The organism is Stenotrophomonas sp. NY11291 (assembly GCF_023277365.1).
Classification (GTDB): Bacteria; Pseudomonadota; Gammaproteobacteria; order Xanthomonadales; family Xanthomonadaceae; genus Stenotrophomonas; species Stenotrophomonas geniculata.
In genome coordinates, this window is the sequence record NZ_CP096975.1 from 199,152 (window position 1) to 218,880 (window position 19,729).

The window sequence follows — 19,729 nt, forward strand, 5'->3', positions numbered from 1 at the left end:
TAGAATAATCGAATGAATAAGCCAATCACAAGCCCTGACCTGCCCAATCTGGTGGAATCGTCATTGCCCCAGCCCAATCATCACCAGCTCGCCGCGGCAGATCTGGGGCCGCCACGCATCCTCCTGCTCTACGGCTCGCTGCGGCCGCAGTCGTTCAGCCGCAAGCTGGCGCTGGAAGCCGAGCGATTGCTGCGCCATCTGGGGTGCGAAACCCGCATGTTCGATCCGCATGCACTGCCCATGCTCGACAGCGTGGACACGAGCCACCCTGAAGTGCAGCGGTTGCGTGCGTGGTCGCAGTGGTCGGAAGGCCAGGTCTGGGTCAGCCCCGAGCGGCATGGCACGGTCACCGGCGTGTTCAAGAACCAGATCGACTGGTTGCCGCTGGAAGATGGCAGCGTGCGGCCCACGCAGGGCAGGACGCTGGCGGTGATGCAGGTGAGCGGTGGCTCGCAGTCGTTCAACACCGTCAATACGCTACGCGTGCTCGGCCGGTGGATGCGCATGCTGACCATCCCCAATCAGTCATCGGTGGCCAAGGCCTGGCAGGAATTCGATGACGATGGGCGCATGAAGCCCTCGCCGTACTACGACCGCGTGGTGGATGTGATGGAGGAGCTTGTGAAGTTCACGCTGCTGACGCGAGGGCGGTCGGACTACCTGGTGGACCGCTACAGCGAGCGGAAGGGCGACGCGCATGCCGCGGTATTGGCGCGGGCCGCAGGGGCTGCGGCTTCCTGAATTCCAATCTGCCGACGAGCGTATTACTTGCTTGCGCGCCGCGCGCCCTTCTCGTCTTCGTCCTTCGCATCCCCGCGGCTCTGCGCGAACTCCGGGAAGGTCTTCGCGATCGAATCCTTGTCCGGCAGGATGTAGAACACGCCGCCCTTCTCGAACATGGGCTGCACGATCTGCCCGTAGAACGCGGGCGAGACATTGATGCAACCGTGGGTGACCCGGTTGTCGTCCGGCGTGGGCGATGCCAGTCGTTCGGCACGCTTTTCCTTCGGGCTGCCCGGCGGCAGCGGGTGCATTGAAACCGCGGAATCGTAATCCACCCACAGCACGCGCCCGGCATCGTCGGAGGGGCCGTAGCCACCGATGAAGCGGCCGGCCGGCGTGGTGCGGTCGTGGCCGGGAATCGCGCTCAGTGCGAGCTTGGCGACGCCGGGTGCGGAATGATCGCCGATAGCCGAACCGAACAGCGCCGGTGCCGCGCCACGCAGCTTGCCGTCACCGCTGAAGATCAGAACCTGCGCCGCCGCCTTGTCCATGACTGCAAACGGATAGCCCTGGTTGTCCTTGCTGGCGACGACCCAGCCGGCCAGTTCGATCACCGTTTCGGACACGCTCTGGTCAGCCGGAAGTTCATCAACGGCGGCTACCGGTGATGCAGGTGCGTCCTTGTCCCTGGCGTTGGCTACGCCGCTGCACGCAACGACCAGTGCCATGGCCAGTGCGGCATGGAGGGCGCGGCGTGCAGGGGAGGAGTAGGTACGAATGAGACGGCTCCTTGCAATGCAGTCTTGGGTGGAAGGACGCCAGTGGCCGGCGAAGGCCACTGGTTCCCGATACAGAGATGGATCAATTCAAGCAGTGAGGGAGCGATTACCCGCGCGGCTTGCGGCCGGCCGGTGCCCTTTCAAGCTGCTGCACGCGGCCTTCGATCTGGTCCAGACGCTGGTTGGCCTGCTGTGCGGACTGGTTGGCGGATTCCGCACTCTGCGCAGCACCCTGCACCTTGACGTCGAGCTGATCGAGACGCGAGTTGATGGTTGCAAACTCGTTCTTGTAAGAGGCGCAGGCGCCAAGGCTGACGGTGGCGATGAGCGCTACAGCAAGTGCGCGGGCCGTCTTCATGTGTTGCGGGTTCAGGTTCATTGCACTCCCTCCTTCGTCTGGGGAAGCTGGAATATAGCGGCGTTTGTTCCCGTGGCCACCAAGCGCTTTCAGCTGGAATTTGAGTACGTGGATGGGCTGTGAAGGCCTGTAAATCAACAAACCTTAACAAGCGGGATCAGGCGAGCTGATCTGCGCCGGCCAAGCGCCTTGTGCCTGTTCAATATCACCCATTCACCAGCATGAAGCCGGCATCACGGTATCTGCGCCTGCGCGCTTTCGCCTGCTCCGCACGCAGGTTGCCATCCACTTGCTTCCAGCAGCGCTGCAGCGTTTCCAGGTTGGACATTCAGCAGTTCGGCGATGGCGTTGCGCGTGTCGGGCGCGCGCGCAACGTAGGCATGGGCAATGCGGTAGCCGATCCAGTAGCCGAGATCTCCACGGCGCGCATCGTCGCCGGGGCCGTTGTACAGCCACCTCGAAAGATCGGTACCCATGCTGTCCTGCAGGAACGCGCGCTCCAGCGCACACTCACGACCGTGCGTCCAACGCTGCAGATGCACGTTGGCCGGTTGCCCGGAGATCCGTTCGGCCACGTATTCGGCGCCGCCTTCCAGCAGCGTCTGATAGAGCAGGGTGGGCTGCTCGACCTCCACGTGTGCACCAGGCTGTTGCACGTGCACATACTCATGGGCGATCAGATGCACGAAGCGGTCACTCACATCGGCCTGCATCCAGTCGGCGTTGCACAGCGCTTCCAGGCCGATGACCACGCCTGCTTCGGTGGTCACGCCACCACTGTTGCCGCGGCCCACCAGTACGGTGACCGGGGGAAAGCGCGCAGACGGCAACAAGGCGCCCAGCTGATCGACGGCAGCGGCGACGCGCGTGCGGATCGATGGCAATGCTGTCGCGCAGGTTCCCGCTTTCGCAAACAATGCCGGCTTGTCCTGGATGGCCCTGGCCAGCCGCTCCATCGAGCCGATACGGCTGTCGGTGAAGCTGCGCAGGGCATCCGTACCCGCATCCAGATAGCCGTGTTGCAGTTCATCGGCGCTTGGGCGCCCTTGGTTGGCGTCCATCACCTTGAAGAAGCGCGTGACATCGTCTGTCTGCACGACGATGTGCCCGGCAGAAACGATGCGCTCAGCCGCCTGTGCCTGCAGCAGCGCGACCGGCGAGGCGATCAGGATCAGTGCCCACATCAAGCATCGAGCGTGGTGCGTATAAGAAGCCGGCAGCGGTGCCATGCAGAGTTCCCTGAACGCCAGCCTTATTTATACACCAGTCAGTTCAATATTCAGGGTTGATTAGACCCCCTAACGGATAATTCACACCTGTCGACCGCCTCCTTTCTCTCCCCCTCCCGGGAGGCGGTCGACGAAACCAAAATAATTAAAGGTGTGTCCCGATGAACAAGAATTCGCTGCTTGCCCTGGGTCTTCTGGCTGCCCTGCCGTTCGCTGCATCGGCAACCGATGGCCTGTCGTACAACTACGTTGAAGGCGGCTACGTGAACACCGATGCCAAGGGCGGCGACGCCGATGGCTGGAAGGTGAAGGGTTCCGTTGCGGTGCACCCGAACTTCCACGTCTTTGGCGACTACAGCGCCCAGGAAACCGACAAGTTCAAGAATGACGTCGACCAGTGGCGCCTGGGTGTCGGCTACAACTACGGCATCGCACCGAACACCGATCTGGTGGCCCGTGTTGCGTACCAGAAGTACGACGAGAAGCGCGGCCTGGACTTCAACGGCTACTCCACTGAAGTGGGCGTGCGCACCGCGTTCAACCCGTACGTGGAAGGCTACGTGATGGCCGGCTACGAAGATTTCAGCAAGAAGCACGGTTACAACCCGGACGGCGAGTTCTACGGCCGTGTCGGCGCCACCGCCAAGTTCAACCAGAACTGGGGCCTGAGCGGCGAAGTGAAGCTGGCCAAGGCTGGCGACCGCGAGTGGTTCGTGGGCCCGCGCTTCACCTGGTAACAAACGCCTGTCGTTAGTGCGTGTTGTGCTGGCGTGTGACTCTCTCTCTCTCCCACACGCCAACCGAAGCCCGGCCTCGCGCCGGGCTTCACTTTTATGGGCCCTGTAGCGCGACAATGCGGCATGGGCGACTCTTCCCCCCTCGCAGGTACTGGCACGGCCTACCAGGAGCATCCGGCGCCTGCGCCGCTGCGCGGCCACTTTGGTCAGCTGTGGCAGAGCCAGCTTCCTGACGATGCCGATGGGCACATCACCGTACTGCCCGATGGCTGCGTGGATATCCTCTGGCGCGACGGTGCGTTGTTCGTGGTCGGCCCGGACCGCGTGGCCGCGCACCCGGCGCTGGCACCCGGTGCGCAGGTGCTGGGGGCACGCTTCCGTCCCGGCCAGGCATTGGCCGCGCTGGGCCTGCCCCTGGCCGAGATCATCGGCCAGGCCGTGCCACTGGCCGATCTGAAGGGCGCGTGGGCGAGCAAGGCGGCGGCCTCCATTGGTGACACCGCGCCTGCACAGCGCCTGCAGCGGATGGCGCACTGCCTGCAACAGCATATGGGTGCGTCCGCGCTCGATACCCCGGCGCAGCGTGCACATGCCCTGTTTCAGGCGCTCGCCATTGGTGACGCCACGCTGGATACGCTGGCGGCACGCCTGAGCCTGAGTCCGCGCAGCCTGCGGCGCTTCAGCCAGTCGCAGTTCGGCTATGGGGCGAAGACGCTGGAGCGGATCCTGCGCCTGCAACGTTTTCTTCGCCACAGCCGCGCGCTGCCACAGCACTCGCTGGCGATGCTGGCCGCCGAGGCCGGCTATGCCGACCAGGCCCATCTCAGTCGCGAGGCACGTGAGCTGGGTGGCATGACCGCACGCGAACTGCGTCTGGAGTGGGGCCAATGATGGCCGTTTCGTTCAAGACCGCGATGCCACGTTGATTGAAGCTGGGGCTCCCACCACGGAGCCACGCCATGAGCCACGTCGCACCCCACGATGCCGAATGCCGCATCGACAACATTGAATTCAACGTCGCCGACATCGCCCGCAGCAAGCGCTTCTATGGCGAGGTGTTCGGTTGGCAGTTCACCGACTACGGCGCGGCCTATACCGAGTTCGACGATGGCCGCCTGAAAGGCGGCTTCGTGGCCGACGCGCCGGTGCGTGCCCACGGCGGGCCGCTGGTGATCCTCTACTGCGCGGACCTGGCCGATGCACAGCAGCGTGTGACTGCCGCTGGGGGCGAGGTGGTGCAGGCGGTGTTCGCGTTCCCCGGTGGCCGCCGCTTCCAGTTCCGCGATCTGGATGGCTACGAGTTGGCGGTCTGGAGTGATGTGGATTGAGGTCTTCGTACCTTCGCTGGTGGACGGAACGAGAACCGCTCCGTCCCCGGTCAGTCGGTTCCGCTATGATCGCCCGCACATCGCCACACGCGATGCGCCCGCCTCAAGCCAGCAGGAACCGCCGTGAACTCCCAGCCCGCACCGATCACCGCCCTCAACCACACGCTCGACAACGAGCCGCAGCAGATCACTGCGCCACTGACCCATTCGGCGGCGTTCCTGGTGCTGAAGGTGAAGGACGACGAGGCGTCGATCGCGAAGGCACGCGAGGTCCTGGCCAGCACCGATGACCTGATCAAGAACACCGCCATCCGCGAGATCGAGCGCACCTTCACCTGCAACGTGGCCATTGGTCACCGCGTGTGGAAGCCGCTGGTGGGCACCACGCCGCCGCGTGAGCTGCAGCCGTTCCGCGAGATCAAGGGCGCGACCCACACCGCCGTGTCCACGCCCGGCGACCTGCTGTATCACATCCGCGCACGCACCATGGACCTGATCGTGGCGTTCGAGCGCAACCTGCTGATGGCCTTCGGCGATGCGGTGGAGACGGTCGATGACGTGGCCGGCTTCCGTTATTTCGATGGCCGCGATCTGCTCGATTTCGTCGATGGCACCGCCAATCCGGAAGGGCTGTCGCTGCCGGAAGCCACCATCGTGGGCGAAGAAGATCCCGAACATGCCGGTGGCAGCTATGTGGTGGTGCAGAAGTACCTGCACAACCTTGATGCCTGGCGCGCACAGAAGACCGAGGCGCAGGAAGCGATCATCGGCCGCACCAAGCACGACAACATCGAGCTGGATGATGCGCCGGCGGATGCGCAGAAGTCGCACAAGACCCTGTGCACCATTGAAGACGCCGACGGCGAGCACGAGATCCTGCGCGACAACATGCCGTTCGCCAACCCGGGCCGTGGCGAGTACGGCACCTATTTCATTGGTTACACCCGCCGCCTGTGGGTGATCGAGAAGATGCTCGAGCGCATGTTCATCGGCAATCCCGCGCCGCTGCACGACCGCATCCTCGATTTCTCCACCGCCACCACCGGCGTGACCTTCTTCGCGCCCTCGCGCAAAGTGCTGGCCGATCTGGGCGATTGATCGCGCCGGGCAGCGGCGACTGCCATCTGCCTGTCATCTACCGCCCCGACCATCTGCTGTTGGATGCGAGTGCAGGAGCAGGTGATGGCCATGACAGGGAACAGAACCGGCATGCGCCGCTGGTGGCGGCCGCTGGCCGCGTTGTTCGGTGCGCTGGCACTGGGGAGCGCTGCGGTGTCCGCGCAGGAAGCTCCTGCACACTGGATGGCCTATGCCGCCGCCGTGGGGGGCCAACTGCAGCAGCGCCTGCAGCAGGAGCAGGACCCGCAGGCGCAGCGCGTGCTGGAATGGCTGCAGGCGCATCCGGACGCACCGACGCCGCTGCCGGTGAGCGTGTGGATCGCGGCGGATGGCCGCATCTCGAAGCTGGAATTCGACAGCCTGGGCGATGCCCAGGTTGATGCAGACCTGCGCGCGACCCTGCAGGCAGCGCCGTTGCAGGCGGCGCCACCGGCCGACATGCGCCAGCCGCTGCGGCTGGGCCTGGTGCTTACCCAGTAGATCCACACCATGCGTGGATATGCCTGGTAGATGCCGACCTTGGTCGGCAGGCACGCCAACCAAGGTTGGCGACTACCGGTGGCCCCCAGCCACGCATGGCGTGGCTCTACTGCGTTGCCACCTGCGGTTCACGCGCGGCCGCGCTCCATGCGCGCAGGCCGAACACGGCCAGGCCGAGGAAGAACACGTACAGCGCGGCGGTCACGTGCAGCGACTTGAACAGGTACGCACCCACATAGACCACGTCCACCGCGATCCACACCCACCAGCAGGCCACGTGGCGGCGTGCCTGCCACCACTGGCCGACCAGGCTCAGCGCGGTCAGCATCGCGTCCAGCCAGGGCAGTGCGGCATCGGTGAAGGTATGCATGGCCGCACCCAGCGCCACGCCACCACACAGGCCGATGGCCAGGTCGCGCAGCAGCTTGCCGCGCGCCAGCGGCACGATGCGGATGCTGCCCTCATCGGCGGCATGCTGCCGCCAGTTGAGCCAGCCGTAGACCAGGAAGCCACCGAAGGCGACCTGCAGCAGGGTGTCCGAGTACAGCTTGGCCTCGGCGAATACCAGCCCGTACAGCGTCACCGACAGCAGGCCCACCGGCCACGCCACCAGCCGGCGCCGGGCCATCAGCCAGACGCCAAGGATGCTGCACAGTGCGGCGGTCCACTCGAGCATCACGCCGCTCACAGCGCGAACGTCACCGACAGGCGGGCCTGTCGCGGTGCGCCGGGGAACAGGTAGTAGTCACCGCCGCTGCTGCCGGTATCGCGCCAGTAGAAGCGGTTGAACACGTTGTCCACCGACAGGTTCCAGGTCACCGCACGCTCGTGCAGGCGATGCTGGAAGCGCAGACCAGCGTCGAACACCGAGTAGTCCGGTGCGCGCACGCCGCCGTCGGCACGTGCGACGTTGGCACCGGCATAACGCCAGCCGCCAGTGACATCCAGGCCCTGCACGAACGGCAGCGCATAGGCCACATGCACGCTGGCCCGCACCTTCGGCACATTCACCAGCTGATGGCCTTCATAAGCCGGCGTGCCTGTGTCGCGCGCACGCGCCTGCAGCACGCTGGCACTGGCCACGATCTGCAATGCATCGGTCAGCTGGCCGTTGGCGGTCAGCTCCAGGCCGGTGTGGGCCTGGGTGCCTTCCTCGACGAAGGTGTAGCCCACGTCGCTGTTGTCCGGCTTGGCGTACTGGTACGGCTGCGAAATGCGGAACACGGCCGCACCCAGGGTCAACGCCTCGACCGGTACGTACTTCACGCCCACTTCCAGCTGGCGCGACTGCACCGACGGCAGGAAGGTGTCGGCATTGCTGGTCCAGAACGGCGCTTCCTGGCCCAGCGAAATGCCACGCACGTAACTGGCATAGGCGTTGAGCTGGTCGGTGGCCTTCCACACCAGCGCGGTCTGCGGCAGGAAGCGCGACAGGCGGCTGTGGCGCTGCGGGGTGCCGCGCTTGTCGTAGGCGCGCTCGTCGAGGCGCACGAAGCGGCCACCGGCCAGCCACTGCCAGTCGTCACCGAAGCTGATCCGGTCCAGCGCGAAGAAGGCGGTCTGGCGGCTGTCCAGGCGACGTGCGGACGGGCCGGGCATCTTCGGCGACGGCTCGAACACCGGCACCGGTGCCTCGTGGATGTTGGTGGTGCCGACGTACTCGTTGACGCTGGGGCGCTTGTCCACGGTGCGGCGGAAGTAGTCGGCACCGAGGGTCAGCTCATGGCCGACGCTGCCGGTCTCGAAACGGCCGCGCAGCTCGGCACGGGCCTGCTGGTTGCGGCGGGTGTCGTCCGGGCTGCGGTAGTCGTAGACGTCGTAGTCGCCATTGGGCGCGAAGTAGTTGCCCGGCACGCTGCCATCGGCGCATTGCGTGGCGTAGTAGCAGCCGTAGGCGAAGGCGACGTTGTCGTCGATCACCGACCGGCTGTGGCCGACCGACACGCGCGACTGCCAGGCGTCATTGAAGTCGTAGGTGTGCAGTGCGCTGATGTTGGTGCTGGCGATATCCACCGGGCGCTGCCACGGCTGGTAGCCGAGCAGGTGCTCGCGGTCGACGCCGCGCGGCAGGTCACGCGCGCCCAGCAGCTGGTAGCCGGACACCGAACGCTGCGAGCTGGTCTGGTAATTGGCGTCCACCTCCAGCTTGCCGCGTTCGCCGATCAGCCAGTCGGCCGCGAGCGAGTAGAAATTGCGGCGGCCATCGGCGTGCTCGACATAGGAATTGCTGGAATCCCACGCGGCATTCAGGCGCAGGCCGAAGCGCGGGGTGATCCAGTGGCCGACATCGACGGCGACGTAGCGCGAGCCTTCCGAATCGGTACCGAGCGTGGCGGTGCGCACTTCGGCCGGGCGCTTGCCGATGTAGTTGATGATGCCGCCGGGCGCCATCACGCCTGCGGCCAGGCCGGCTTCACCCTTGAGGATCTCCACCGACTGCACGTTCTCCAGCGCCAGGCGCTGTTCGCCGGCGATGGACAGGCCGTTGAAGCGGTAGCCGGTGGCGGCGTCCAGCGCGAAGCCACGGATGGCGATGTTCTGGTAGTAGCCCACCGGCGCATACGCATCACCCAGCGAGGCATCGTTGCTGGCCAGCTCGGACAGCGAACGCACCTGGCGGCGATCGAGGTAATCGCGCTCGAGCACGTTCACCGAGGCCGGCGTGTCCTTCCAGCTGCCGCCACCGAAGGCGTTCACGCGCGAGGTATCGGCCTTCGGTTTGCCGGCCTGCACGCGCACCGCTGCCAGTTCGGTCGGCGAGCGTTCGGCGCCATTGGCAGCCGCATCAGGGGACGCCTCGGCCTCGCTGGCGTGCAGCGGCAGCGCGGCGCAGAGGGCGAGGGAGAGCAGGGTGGGGCGAAGGCAGCGGTTCATTCGATTCGTCTTCGGACAACAAGGGAGACGAAGCGACGGCGCGCAGGTGCACCGGCCCATGACGGGGGTGTGGCTGCGGCTCAAAGCTCCCTACGCCGGTGCAAACCGGATCAGGTTCCAAGGGACTCTCTCAGCCTGGCAGATCCAGGCACCCCCGCTTCAGGTGACCATTTCACTACAAATGGTACGGATTTGCGAGCCGGCGCCCTTCAGGCTGCCGCGTGCAGGGCCTGCAGCAGTGCCTGTCCCGGCGCGCTGTGGAACCACGCCGGGTGCCCCAGCATGAAGGGCTGCCACGCCACGTCGGCATTCGCGGTCGAGCCGGTGACACCTTCGAAGTACTCCACTTCGGACAGTGCGAAGTCGAAATGGACCACCGGCAGCAGGTCGGCCAGCAGGTGCACGCGTGCCGCCGACAGCGGCAGTACCTGGCGGTAGCCGTCGAGCAGGGCCAGCGCGATATCGATGCGCACCGCCTCCATGCCGCGCTCCAGCTCCAGCCACGCCACCGCGTTGCGCTCGATCGCGGTGGCGAGGTCGAACAGTGCGCTGGTGGGCGAGGCCAGGCCGAAATCCAGCACGGTACTGATCTGCCCATCGCGCCACAGCAGGTTGGAAACATGCCAGTCGTTGTGGGCCCACAGCCGCGGCTCGTCGCGCAGGCGCTTGGCCAGGCCGGCATGCCACGGCAACACGTCACGCTGCAGCTGCGCTTCCCACGGAATGCGCGCGAGATAGCGGGCCAGCCCGGGGCGCTCGTGCAGCCCTGCCTTGATGGCCGCGACCGGATCGTCGGCGCGGATCAGATCGTCGCGCGCGACCAGCACATGGGTGCTGCGCTGCGCCGAGTGATAGCTGGCCGCAGCGCGGTGCAGCTGTGCGAGTGCGCGCCCGGCTTCGCGGGCCTGTGCGACATCGGTCAGCAGCGACCACGACACGGCGTCGCGGTACAGGTCCTCACCGACGCCAACCGCATGCAGCTCGAAGGTCCATTCGCCATGCTCGACGGCGCTGTGGCCATCGGCCGCTGGCAGCACCTGCACCACCGGCACGCCCGCTGCGGCGAGATGGGCGATGAAGCGGTGTTCTTCTTCCAGGCAGGCCGCACTGCGCACGTTGTGGTGGTGGCGCTTGATGAACACCGCGCCGTCCACACCGTCGACGATCGCGGCGGCCGACAGCGGTCGGGGGCTGTGCCAGCGCGGTTGGCTGTGCTCGCCCAGCTGCGGGTAACGCCGGCGCAGCCACGCGATGTCCGCCGCGCTGATCGGTGGCCAGTCGGCAGCGACCTCGTCGTTGTTGAGGCCCTGCACGCGGTGGGAAGAAGAAGTCATGCCGCAGCCCCGGTGGGGAAAGTCACATCCAAGGCTGCGCATTCAACGCCATGCACGCGGCCAACGCAAACGGGCGGGTCATCGACCCGCCCGTCCGTGCATCGGCATGGGAGATGCCGCGCTGCTTACCAGCCGCGATGGCGACCGCGGTCGTGGTAGTAGCGGTTGTCGTAGTAGCGCTCGCGCTGCCAGCGACGGTCGTCACCGCGGTCGTAGTAGCCGCTGCGGTAGTAGCCACGGTCGTAACGGCGATCGTAGCGGTCGTCGTAACGACGATTATCGTAGTAACGGCGGTCGCGGCGGTCGGAGGTGGTCAGGTTGCCGATCGCCCCGCCGGCCACGGCGCCGCCCACGGTGGCCGCAGGATCGCCGTTGGAGAGCAGGTTGCCGGCCACGCCACCGACCACGGCGCCGACCAGGGTGCGCTTGTCCTTCCTCGACATCGCGCTGGCATCGCTGACCACGGCCACACCGGCCACCAGTGCCAGAGCCATCGCCAGACCACGGAAGCTGAGTGCGGAAGTACTGAGCATGTTCGTTCTCCTGTGAGGTGCATGCCACGCTGGGCAGGGAGGGCGTGGGGCGCCCCGGCTGCCGTGGTGTCCACGCTGGCGTTCCAACATTGCCGGAACATTGCCTGGTCCACCGTGCGGCTTGCGCATTCATCTAGCGGCAGGCGGCATGAAGCAAGGCTGAAAGCGGCCTCGGCCGCTCAGCTGGCAGAAAGGGAAAAGGCCACGCGGACGTGGCCCTCCCTTCTCTCCCAAGGCGCTGCGGGCTTAGACGCCCATCGCCTTCTGTGCCTGCCGGGCCTGCTCCTGCTGGGCATCCTGCTGCTGGTGCAGCACGTTGGGCGCACCCTGCACGGCACCACTGCTGAGCGCCAGGCTCTGCTCGCTGGCGGCACGGGTATCCACCGCCACGCGGCTGGCGGCGGGGTCACCGATCGTGCCCTGCACGGCAAACAGGCGCTCACCGTTCGGGCTCGGCACCACCGTGTCGATGCGCTGCAGGCCGGCGGCATGCGCCTCCTTGGTCAGGGCCGCAGCGGCGCTTTCCAGCGCGTGGCGATCCTTGAAGGTGCCTGCCGGCATCAGTTCCAGACCCTTGCTGGCCTGGATGAACAATGGATTGCGCGGGTGCCGCTCGTCGTTCAGCAACGGCCGTTCGCGGGCGTCCTTGATCGCCTCCAGGGTCTTCGCCCCGACAATGCCGTCGGCCACCAGGCCGTTGTCTTTCTGCAGCTGGCGCACCGCCGCGTCGGTGTTGCGGCCGAAGCGGCCATCCTCGACCAGCGGCTTGCCGTCGGCACCGACGTAGCCGAGGTGGCCCAGCTGCTCCTGCACCCTGCGCACGCCCTCGCTGTGCGCACCCTGCTTGTACAGTTCGGCGTGCGGGGTGGCAGCGGCCTTGTGCTCGGCCGCAGGCTTGCCCTGTGTCTGCTCGTGCGACTGGGTGCGGTTTTCCAGCAGGTCGCGCGCCTTGGACAGCGGATCGGAGGCGTACAGCTTCCAGTTCGGGTGCTCCTTCACCTGCTTGAGGTAGTCCTCGACCGGCATGGTGTGCACGCCCTTGCTGCCGGTGGACTGGCTGATCAGCAGCTTGTCGGTGTTGGGGTCGCGCACCACCATTACGATGTGGTCGATGCCGTTCCAGTGCTCATGGCGGGTCTTGGCCGTATCCAGGCCGATGATCATGCCTTCCTTCAGCGCATCGGGCTTCAGGATCGCGTCGCGGTCCAGCAGCACGCCGGACTGGTCGAACGCCTTGCGCACGATGCCGCCGGAACCCAGGTTGCCCAGGTCGATGCGATCAGCCTTGCTGAACACCGCATGCCCGGCCTTCTGGTTGATCTCGTCCATGGTCCGGTTCTGCAGCGTGCCGACCCAACCGGAACAGTCGATGTAACCCTGCTCCACGTTCTTGCCGGTCTTGCCCGGCACGTACAGCGCGTGACCCGGGATGTTGATGGCGTACTTGACGTGGTCGTACTTCACTCCGGCCTCGTAGGCGGCCTGCAGTTCGATGCCCGGCTTCGGCGCGGCAGCGGCTGTTGCGGTTGCCGCCAACGTGGCAGCACCGGCCGCTACGGCTGCGCTGACCTGTGCGGGCGCTGCCGCGGTCTGGCCCTGGCCCTGCGCCACCGCCTGCGGTTCGATGTTCTTTTCCGGAATGCTGATCGCTGCGTACTTGTGGATGTAGTAGCTGGAGAACGTCCGCGCCAGGTCGCCATCGTTCATGCCGCGCATCTCGGCCAGGGTGTGGCCGGTCAGCGCCTTCGCGTCGGAACCGATCTGGTTCAGCACGTTGCGGCGCATGTTGATCTCTTCGCCGTGGCTGTTGCGCACCACGCCGAAGGTGCCGGTGGCAATGGCGGTCTGCACCGAGCCATAGCCGGCGCTGCCCTGCTGGTGGGCCAGGTACAGGTCCAGGCCGGTGGGCGTGTTGCCCCCGGACAGGTACGGGTTGCCGGTGCGCTCGTTGCGGCGCGCCATCGAGTCCAGGTTGTCCTGGTACATCTGCGCGGCCGCCTCGGTGTTGCGGGTAGGGTCGAACTCGTGGCCGGTCAGGTGGTACTGGCGCGCGGAGCCGGGCACGAACTGGAACAGGCCCTTGGCGCCGGATGAGGTGTTGTGGGCGCGCTCGTTGAAGGTGCCGCCCGTCTCGATGTGCGCGAAGCGCATGAAGTCATCGACCGGAATGCCTTTCTGCCGGGCGACCTGCTCGACGATGTCCAGGACTTCCTTTCTGCTGTAGTCATGCTGTGCCATGACGTTTTCCTCGGGGTTGATGGAGCGGCGCATGCCGCGAATCGCCAACCGGACTCATCCGTGAGTCAAGAACATGTCGGTCAACAGGGAACCCGCGCGTGGCGGGTGCTATCAAGGCGCGACGTACTGCTGGGTCGCGCTGTCGAAGGTGTAGTGCACGGTGTCGCTGGCACCCAGGGCGCGGGTCTTGCCGGGGCCTTCGATGGTGGTGCCCTTGAAGGTCACGGTCAGGCGCGGCAGGCCGTTGCCCTCGGCAGCGAAGGCCAGTTCGCCATCGCTGCCGGTGCAGGGCATCACGTTGCCTTCGTCGCAGGCCGCGCTGTTGTCCTCACCGGTGCGCACCGAGCCGACATAGCGCCAGACCTTGCTGTCCACGTCGTCTTCGCTGCGCTTGGGGTTGAACAGCAGCAGCGCATAGCCGGTGCTGCTGATGCCGCGGTCGAAGCTGCGGGTCGGCACCGCCAGCAGCAGGCGGCCGTCGGCGGTGCGATGTTCAAGTGGCTTGCGCCGGGTATCGACATCGTCGGCCTTGTCGTACGCGCCCAGTGCGCCGATGGTCCATTCCTGGCCACGGAACTTCCATGGCTTCCTGGCGTCGGTGCCGGCCAGCACGAAGGTGGCCTCGGCGAGGTTGGCGCGGTCATCCGGACCGGCCGGCGTCTGCTCGCCCGGCTTGCCGTAGTGCTCGCGGGTATCCCAGGAGAAACCCGTGTAGAACGTGGTGCCATCGAGGGTGAAGGTGTGGCCGAACCAGAAGGTCGCCACGCTGCCGTTCTGGACCTCATAGGAGGTCGCGCCATCGCCGTCCACCTGGTAGGTGAAATACATGACGGTCGGCGCGTCGGGCGGGGTGACGGCGGCATCGGGGGTGGGGGTCTGCATCGGGGCAACATCCTGTCGGGGCGCATTGGCAGCCTGCGCAGGAGCGCCGGGCTGGGAGGACGAGGGGGCCGGATCGGCGGCGCTGCAGGCGGCAGCGGAAAGAGAGACGAGCAGGCACGCCGCGAATGCGCGCAGGGGTCGCACCGGCAGGGTCCAACGTAGCTTGGGGGAATGATGCATGCGCCTCTCCATGGTCAGCGTTGCCGGGCCAGACGGCCGGCAGGAAACCGCACCCCATCCACGAGGGACGGGAGCGAGGACATGAGCCGGTCGATTCCTTCGACCTCGCATTGAGAACTCACGCCGGGCCATCTTGGCACAGATCGGCGGCGGGTCAAAGAGGGCGGTGGCAGATGCCCTTCTTTGTGATCTGGCTCTCAGATATTGCCGTCGCGCAGGTAATCGAACAGCTCGGCGTCGCCCTTCAGGCCCAGTTTGAGCATGGCGTCACCCTTCTGCCGGCTGATGGTGCTGACGCTCTTGTGCAGCTGCAGCGAGATTTCCTTCACGGTCATGCCGGTGCCCAGCAGCCGCAGCACCTCCACTTCGCGTGGCGACAGCGGCTTGCCGTCGCCCTCGCGCATGCGCCAGCTGCCGGCGGCCTCGACCCGCTCGCGCAGGCTTCGGCTGATGTAGGGCTGGCCCCGGTAGACCGACTGGATGGCCTGCGGCAGTTCGTCCATCGACGAACTCTTGTCGACCAGGCCGAGCACGCCGCTGTCGAGCACCATGCGCAGGATCGCCAGATTGTTGGAGACACTGAGCATCAGTACAGGCAGGTCGGGATGGCGCCGGCGGATCATGCCGATCATGGCGAAGCCGTCGGCCTGTGGGCTGCCGGGCATGGAGTAGTCGGTCACCAGCAGGTCGCAGGGCTGGCTGCCAAGCAGGGCCATCAGCGCCTGTGCACTGTCGGCTTCGCCGACCACGCGGCCAACCCCGCTCGATTCGATGACGGCGCGGGTACCGATACGGACCACCGGGTGGTCGTCTGCGATGATGATGCGCAAGCTCATGCTCTAGTATGACCACCGGGCAGGCCGGGCCGCGACCATCGCGGCTCCTGGCAGATTCTAGGAGATCGACGCCGATGCGTAGCTGGGCTGTTCGCGGGCTGGTCCTGCTGCTGGCCGTGCTGGCGTTGCCTGCAGCGCTGGCACAGGCGGTGCCTGGACCGTTGCCGCTCACCCCGCTGCAGCGCGAGTACGTTGCCGCGCATCCGAGCATCGTCGTGGGCCAGTATGACAGTGGCTGGCCGCCGTTCGAGTCCCTCCGTGATGGCCAGCAGGTCGGCCTCGGACCCGATTATCTGTCGCTTCTCGCCCGTCAGCTAGGCATGAAGGTCGAGGCGAGGCGCTATTCCGACTGGACATCCGTGCTGGACGCGGCATGTCGTGGTGAGATCGACGTGGTGATGAATGTCGGTCTCAGTGCCGATCTCACCCGCTGCATGGTCTATACCGCCGCCTATGGCGAGGCGCCGCTGGCCCTGGTGGGACGCCCGGATGACCTGCGTGCCTCCGACATCCCCGACCTGGATGGACTGCGGGTGGTGATCGAGCAGGACTTCCTGACCGGCCCGCAGGTGCGGGCGCGCTTCCCCCGGGCACGACAGCTTGTCGCAAACAGCTCGCTGGCGGCGCTGGAGATGGTCAGAGACGACAAGGCTGACGTTTACATCGGCAATGCGTACGTAGCCACCGAACTGATCGCCCGCGAGGACCTGCAGGGGGTCGTGCTGCTGCGCCCCAGCGATCTGCCGCCCGAACGGCTGCACTTCGGCATTCCCAACAGCAAGCAGCCGCTGGCCGAAGCGTTGGACCTGGCGCTGGCCGCGACCAGCCAGGCCCAGCGCGATGCGCTGGTGCAGCGCTGGCTGCCACCTCCGCGGTGGTCGGCATCGGCACAGCTGGCGCTGAGCCAGGCCGAGAAGCGGGTACTGGAGCAGCCGTTGAAGATCGGCTTCGCGCCGAACGCGGCGCCACTGTCGTTCGCCGACCAGGATGGCAACCCCAGCGGCCTGGCCAGCGAATACCTGCGCCGCCTGCTGCAGGCCGGCGCCAACCTGCAGGTGGAAAACAGCCATGACTGGTACGAAGTGCGCGAGAAGGCGCGCCGTGGCGAGCTGCAGGCGGTAATGGGCATTCCTGCCGATTCGCGCTACCTGGGCCCGGACTGGGTGTTCAGCCAGCCCTTCATCAGCGTGCCGAACGTGATCGTCAGCCAGCGTGACAGCCCGGCGCTGCTGGGCCTGTCCGACCTGCAGGGCAGGCGGGTGCTGCTGTCCGATCCGGAGCGCGTGCGTGGCTATGTGCTGCAGCAGGCACCGCAGGCCCGGATCATCGCGGCGCGCAGCGCGGAACAGGCCCTGCAGCGCCTGATCAATGGCGACGCCGATGCCTATGTAGGCAATCTGGCCGTGGTTGACCATCTGCTGCGCAGCCGCTTCCCGGGGCGCCTGCAGGTGGCCGCACCGGCTGGCTTCAACGATCAGCTAGTGCTGGCTGTCGAGCGCCGCCATGCCGCCCTGGCCACTACTTTCGACCGCCTGCTGCTGCAGATGACCCCACGCCAGCGCGAGGCCCTGCGCGGCGACTGGCTGGCCGTCGAATATCGCAACGGGCTCGACTGGACCCGCGTGGCGCGCTGGGGCGTGCCGCTGCTGCTGGTGCTGCTCACCGCGCTGCTGGTGCACGCCATCGGGCATTGGCGGCTGCGCCGCGAGGTGGCCGGGCGACGTCATCTGGAACAGCGCCTGGCCGAAGTCACCGACAACCTGCCCGCCGTGGTCTATCAGGCGCGCCGTGCGGCAGACGGAACCCTCAGCTTCCCGTTCATTGCCGGTGACCTGCAGGCGTTGTTCGGAATCAGCCGGCAGCAGGCCGAACAGGATGCAACGTGCCTGCTGGAGCGCATCGAGGAAGACGACCGCGAGCACATCCTGCATGCGGTCGAGCAGGCGGCGCGCCAGTTCGCACCGCTCATTCTGGAATTCCGGCTGCGACCTGAAGGTGCCGGCGCGCGCTGGGTGCGCAGCCAGGCCCATCCCTATGCGGCCGAAGCAGGTGCGGTGACCTGGAGTGGTTACTGGGTGGATGTCAGCGAGGCGCGTGCGCAGGCCGAGGCCCTGACTGCGGCCAAGGCCGACGCCGAACAGGCCGCGGAAGCGAAGTCGCGTTTCCTGGCAACCATGAGCCATGAGATCCGCACGCCGATGAGTGGCGTGCTGGGCATGCTGGAGGTGCTGGCGCATTCGCCGCTGGATGCCGAGCAGCAGCGCATCCTGGGGGTGATCGAGGATTCGGCGCAGATGCTACGGCAGATCCTCGACGACATCCTCGATTACTCGCGGCTGGAGGCCGGCGCGCTGCGCCTGGAACCGGTGCCGCAGCCGCTGCGGCCATTGCTGGAAAGCGTGTGCCGGTTGTTGTCGGCGCAGGCCAGTGCGCGTGAGCTGGACCTGCACGTGCAGATCGACCCGCAGCTGGCGGCCGCGCACGAAGTGGATGGTGTGCGCCTGCGTCAGATCGTGTTCAACCTGCTCAGCAACGCCATCAAGTTCACCGTGCGCGGCGAAGTGCGGCTGCAGCTGGAAGTGCTGGGGCCGACCGCCGAGGACGGCAGCCAGCCGCTGTGCCTGAGCGTCACCGACACCGGCATCGGCATCGCACCGGAAAAGCTGCAGCACCTGTTTGCGCCGTTCACCCAGGCCGGTGCGTATATCCAGCGCGACCATGGTGGTACCGGCCTGGGCCTGAGCATCTGCCAGCGCCTGGTGCAGATGATGGATGGCGAGCTGGAGCTGCACAGCACGCTGGGTGAGGGCACCCGCGCCGAGGTGCGGCTGTCGCTGGTGGAAGCCAGCAGTGGTGATGTTGAAGCGTTGGTCGCTGAGCAGGAACAAGCGGCGCTGCTGCCGCCGGCGCTGCGCGAGGCACGCGTGCTGGTGATCGAAGATCATCCGACCAACCAGGCGATGATGGCCTGGCGCCTGCAGCAACTGGGCGTGCCGCATGTGCTGGTCGGCGATGGCCAGCAGGGGCTGGATCGGTTGGCGTCGGAGTCGTTCGATCTGGTCATCACCGATTGCCGGATGCCGGTGCTGGATGGCTTCGCATTCACCCGCCTGCTGCGCGAACGCGAGGGCCGCAACGGCCAGCCGCGGCTGACCGTATTGGCGCTGACCGCCAGTGTGCTGGACGACGATGCGCGTCGTTGCCGTGAGGCCGGCATGGACGAAGTGCTGGCCAAGCCGTTGTCACTGGCCACGCTGCGTACCGCGCTGCTGCGCTGGTTGCCGCAGGCGCAGGGACAGTCGTTTGAGGAGCTGGCCGAGTCCGTTGCCGACGATGGTGGGACGCTGCCCGATCTGGACAGCCTGCAGCGGCGCTTCGGCTCGCGCGCGGTGGCCGAGCAGCTGCGCGACAGCCTGTTGCAGGCCAGCGAAGGTGATCTGGCGGGCGTACGGCGCGCCGTGCAGGCCGGTGACCGCATGTCTGCCGCACTGCACCTGCATCGCCAGGCCGGTGGATTGGGTGCGGTGGGGGCGACGGTGCTGGCCGGGCAGGCCAATGCCCTGGTCGAGCGCCTGCAGGACGCAGCCGAGACCGATCCGGAGCCGTTGTTCGAGGCGGTGGCGGGGTTCGTCGCGCGGCTGCAGCAGCAACTGCAGCGCCTGGCTCACTGAGCCGGCTGCTGCTGCAGGTAGGCGATCACCAGCGCGCGGCGTTCGGCGCTGGGGAAAGCGTTGTACATGCGTGTGCCGGGCACCACGTGGGTGGGCGACTGCAGGAACGCATCCAAGGTCTGCGCGGTCCAAGTGATGTCGGCGCGGCGCATGCCCTCGGAGTAGCCGTAGTCGGGCAGGCTGCCGGCGCGACGACCGATCACCCCGTGCAGGTTCGGCCCGAAGCGGTGGATGCCGCCGGGCTGTACGGTGTGGCAGCCGGCACACAGTTCAAACGCGCGCTGCATGGCCTGCTGGTGCGCCTGTTCCGGCGTGGCCGGAGCCGCAGGCGGGCGCTGGCAGGCCGTGGCCGCCAGGGCCACGACAACGGTGATGGGCAGGCAGAAAGCGCGCATGGGCGGGCAGGATAGCGACGCTGCGGGGCAGGC

Annotated in this window: 18 protein-coding genes and 1 riboswitch; of the genes, 7 read left to right on the forward strand and 11 right to left on the reverse strand. The window is 66.7% G+C overall.

What is annotated here, in order from left to right:
• Positions 1-12: 12 nt before the first annotated feature.
• Complete coding sequence (gene arsH, locus M1L61_RS00880; RefSeq protein WP_029380128.1) at positions 13-741, forward strand: arsenical resistance protein ArsH; 729 nt, start codon at positions 13-15, stop codon at positions 739-741.
• Between the two features lie 23 nt (positions 742-764).
• Here arsH and M1L61_RS00885 read toward each other — a convergent pair whose 3' ends face one another.
• The 3 genes from M1L61_RS00885 to M1L61_RS00895 all read right to left on the reverse strand — a co-directional run bounded on the left by M1L61_RS00885 (position 765) and on the right by M1L61_RS00895 (position 3,044).
• Positions 765-1,451, reverse strand: a complete 687-nt coding sequence (locus M1L61_RS00885; RefSeq protein ID WP_043034949.1) for a hypothetical protein — start codon at positions 1,449-1,451, stop codon at positions 765-767.
• 157 nt (positions 1,452-1,608) lie between these two features.
• Positions 1,609-1,881 carry a hypothetical protein gene (locus tag M1L61_RS00890; protein ID WP_010487149.1) on the reverse strand — a complete coding sequence of 91 codons (273 nt, stop codon included), beginning with the start codon at positions 1,879-1,881 and terminating at the stop codon, positions 1,609-1,611.
• Between the two features lie 212 nt (positions 1,882-2,093).
• Complete coding sequence (locus M1L61_RS00895) at positions 2,094-3,044, reverse strand: DUF2268 domain-containing putative Zn-dependent protease (RefSeq protein ID WP_248854194.1); 951 nt, start codon at positions 3,042-3,044, stop codon at positions 2,094-2,096.
• A 206-nt stretch (positions 3,045-3,250) separates the two neighbouring features.
• On the opposite strand from M1L61_RS00895, the gene M1L61_RS00900 reads away from it, so the two are divergent.
• The 5 genes from M1L61_RS00900 to M1L61_RS00920 all read left to right on the forward strand — a co-directional run bounded on the left by M1L61_RS00900 (position 3,251) and on the right by M1L61_RS00920 (position 6,753).
• Positions 3,251-3,826 carry an Ax21 family protein gene (locus M1L61_RS00900; protein WP_004134798.1) on the forward strand — a complete coding sequence of 192 codons (576 nt, stop codon included), beginning with the start codon at positions 3,251-3,253 and terminating at the stop codon, positions 3,824-3,826.
• Between the two features lie 123 nt (positions 3,827-3,949).
• Positions 3,950-4,717, forward strand: coding sequence for a DUF6597 domain-containing transcriptional factor (locus M1L61_RS00905; RefSeq protein ID WP_143993692.1), 768 nt, complete (start codon positions 3,950-3,952; stop codon positions 4,715-4,717).
• 68 nt (positions 4,718-4,785) lie between these two features.
• Positions 4,786-5,154, forward strand: coding sequence for a VOC family protein (locus M1L61_RS00910; protein ID WP_043400702.1), 369 nt, complete (start codon positions 4,786-4,788; stop codon positions 5,152-5,154).
• 123 nt (positions 5,155-5,277) lie between these two features.
• Positions 5,278-6,252 carry a Dyp-type peroxidase gene (locus M1L61_RS00915; RefSeq protein ID WP_010487139.1) on the forward strand — a complete coding sequence of 325 codons (975 nt, stop codon included), beginning with the start codon at positions 5,278-5,280 and terminating at the stop codon, positions 6,250-6,252.
• An 84-nt stretch (positions 6,253-6,336) separates the two neighbouring features.
• Positions 6,337-6,753 (forward strand): hypothetical protein, encoded by a 417-nt coding sequence (locus M1L61_RS00920; protein ID WP_043400701.1) that lies wholly within the window; start codon positions 6,337-6,339, stop codon positions 6,751-6,753.
• Positions 6,754-6,859: 106 nt separating this feature from the next.
• Here the strand turns inward: M1L61_RS00920 and pnuC are convergent, their stop codons facing one another.
• From pnuC to M1L61_RS00955, 7 genes are all read right to left on the reverse strand, one after another.
• A complete protein-coding gene (gene pnuC, locus M1L61_RS00925) occupies positions 6,860-7,429 on the reverse strand; it encodes a nicotinamide riboside transporter PnuC (RefSeq protein WP_019338380.1) in 570 nt (189 codons plus the stop codon).
• 8 nt (positions 7,430-7,437) lie between these two features.
• Positions 7,438-9,627 carry a TonB-dependent siderophore receptor gene (locus tag M1L61_RS00930; RefSeq protein ID WP_043400692.1) on the reverse strand — a complete coding sequence of 730 codons (2,190 nt, stop codon included), beginning with the start codon at positions 9,625-9,627 and terminating at the stop codon, positions 7,438-7,440.
• A gap of 70 nt (positions 9,628-9,697) precedes the next feature.
• A riboswitch (TPP riboswitch) is annotated at positions 9,698-9,793 on the reverse strand.
• A gap of 43 nt (positions 9,794-9,836) precedes the next feature.
• The gene (locus M1L61_RS00935) at positions 9,837-10,961 is read right to left on the reverse strand and encodes a phosphotransferase (protein WP_043400689.1); all 1,125 of its coding nucleotides are present in this window, start codon (positions 10,959-10,961) and stop codon (positions 9,837-9,839) included.
• 125 nt (positions 10,962-11,086) lie between these two features.
• Entirely contained in the window at positions 11,087-11,494 is a 408-nt protein-coding gene (locus M1L61_RS00940) for a glycine zipper 2TM domain-containing protein (protein WP_005411889.1), read from the reverse strand.
• Between the two features lie 246 nt (positions 11,495-11,740).
• The gene (locus M1L61_RS00945; protein WP_043400719.1) at positions 11,741-13,732 is read right to left on the reverse strand and encodes a peptidoglycan-binding protein; all 1,992 of its coding nucleotides are present in this window, start codon (positions 13,730-13,732) and stop codon (positions 11,741-11,743) included.
• Between the two features lie 111 nt (positions 13,733-13,843).
• Positions 13,844-14,614, reverse strand: a complete 771-nt coding sequence (locus tag M1L61_RS00950) for a hypothetical protein (protein ID WP_197597483.1) — start codon at positions 14,612-14,614, stop codon at positions 13,844-13,846.
• Positions 14,615-14,991: 377 nt separating this feature from the next.
• Positions 14,992-15,630, reverse strand: a complete 639-nt coding sequence (locus M1L61_RS00955) for a response regulator transcription factor (RefSeq protein ID WP_010487129.1) — start codon at positions 15,628-15,630, stop codon at positions 14,992-14,994.
• A 74-nt stretch (positions 15,631-15,704) separates the two neighbouring features.
• Here M1L61_RS00955 and M1L61_RS00960 point away from each other — a divergent pair, with 74 nt between their 5' ends.
• The gene (locus M1L61_RS00960; protein WP_248854195.1) at positions 15,705-19,301 is read left to right on the forward strand and encodes a transporter substrate-binding domain-containing protein; all 3,597 of its coding nucleotides are present in this window, start codon (positions 15,705-15,707) and stop codon (positions 19,299-19,301) included.
• Here M1L61_RS00960 and M1L61_RS00965 read toward each other — a convergent pair.
• On the reverse strand, positions 19,295-19,696 hold the full coding sequence (locus M1L61_RS00965) for a c-type cytochrome (protein WP_019338385.1): 402 nt from the start codon (positions 19,694-19,696) through the stop codon (positions 19,295-19,297). The genes M1L61_RS00960 and M1L61_RS00965 overlap by 7 nt on opposite strands.
• Positions 19,697-19,729 lie beyond the last annotated feature (33 nt).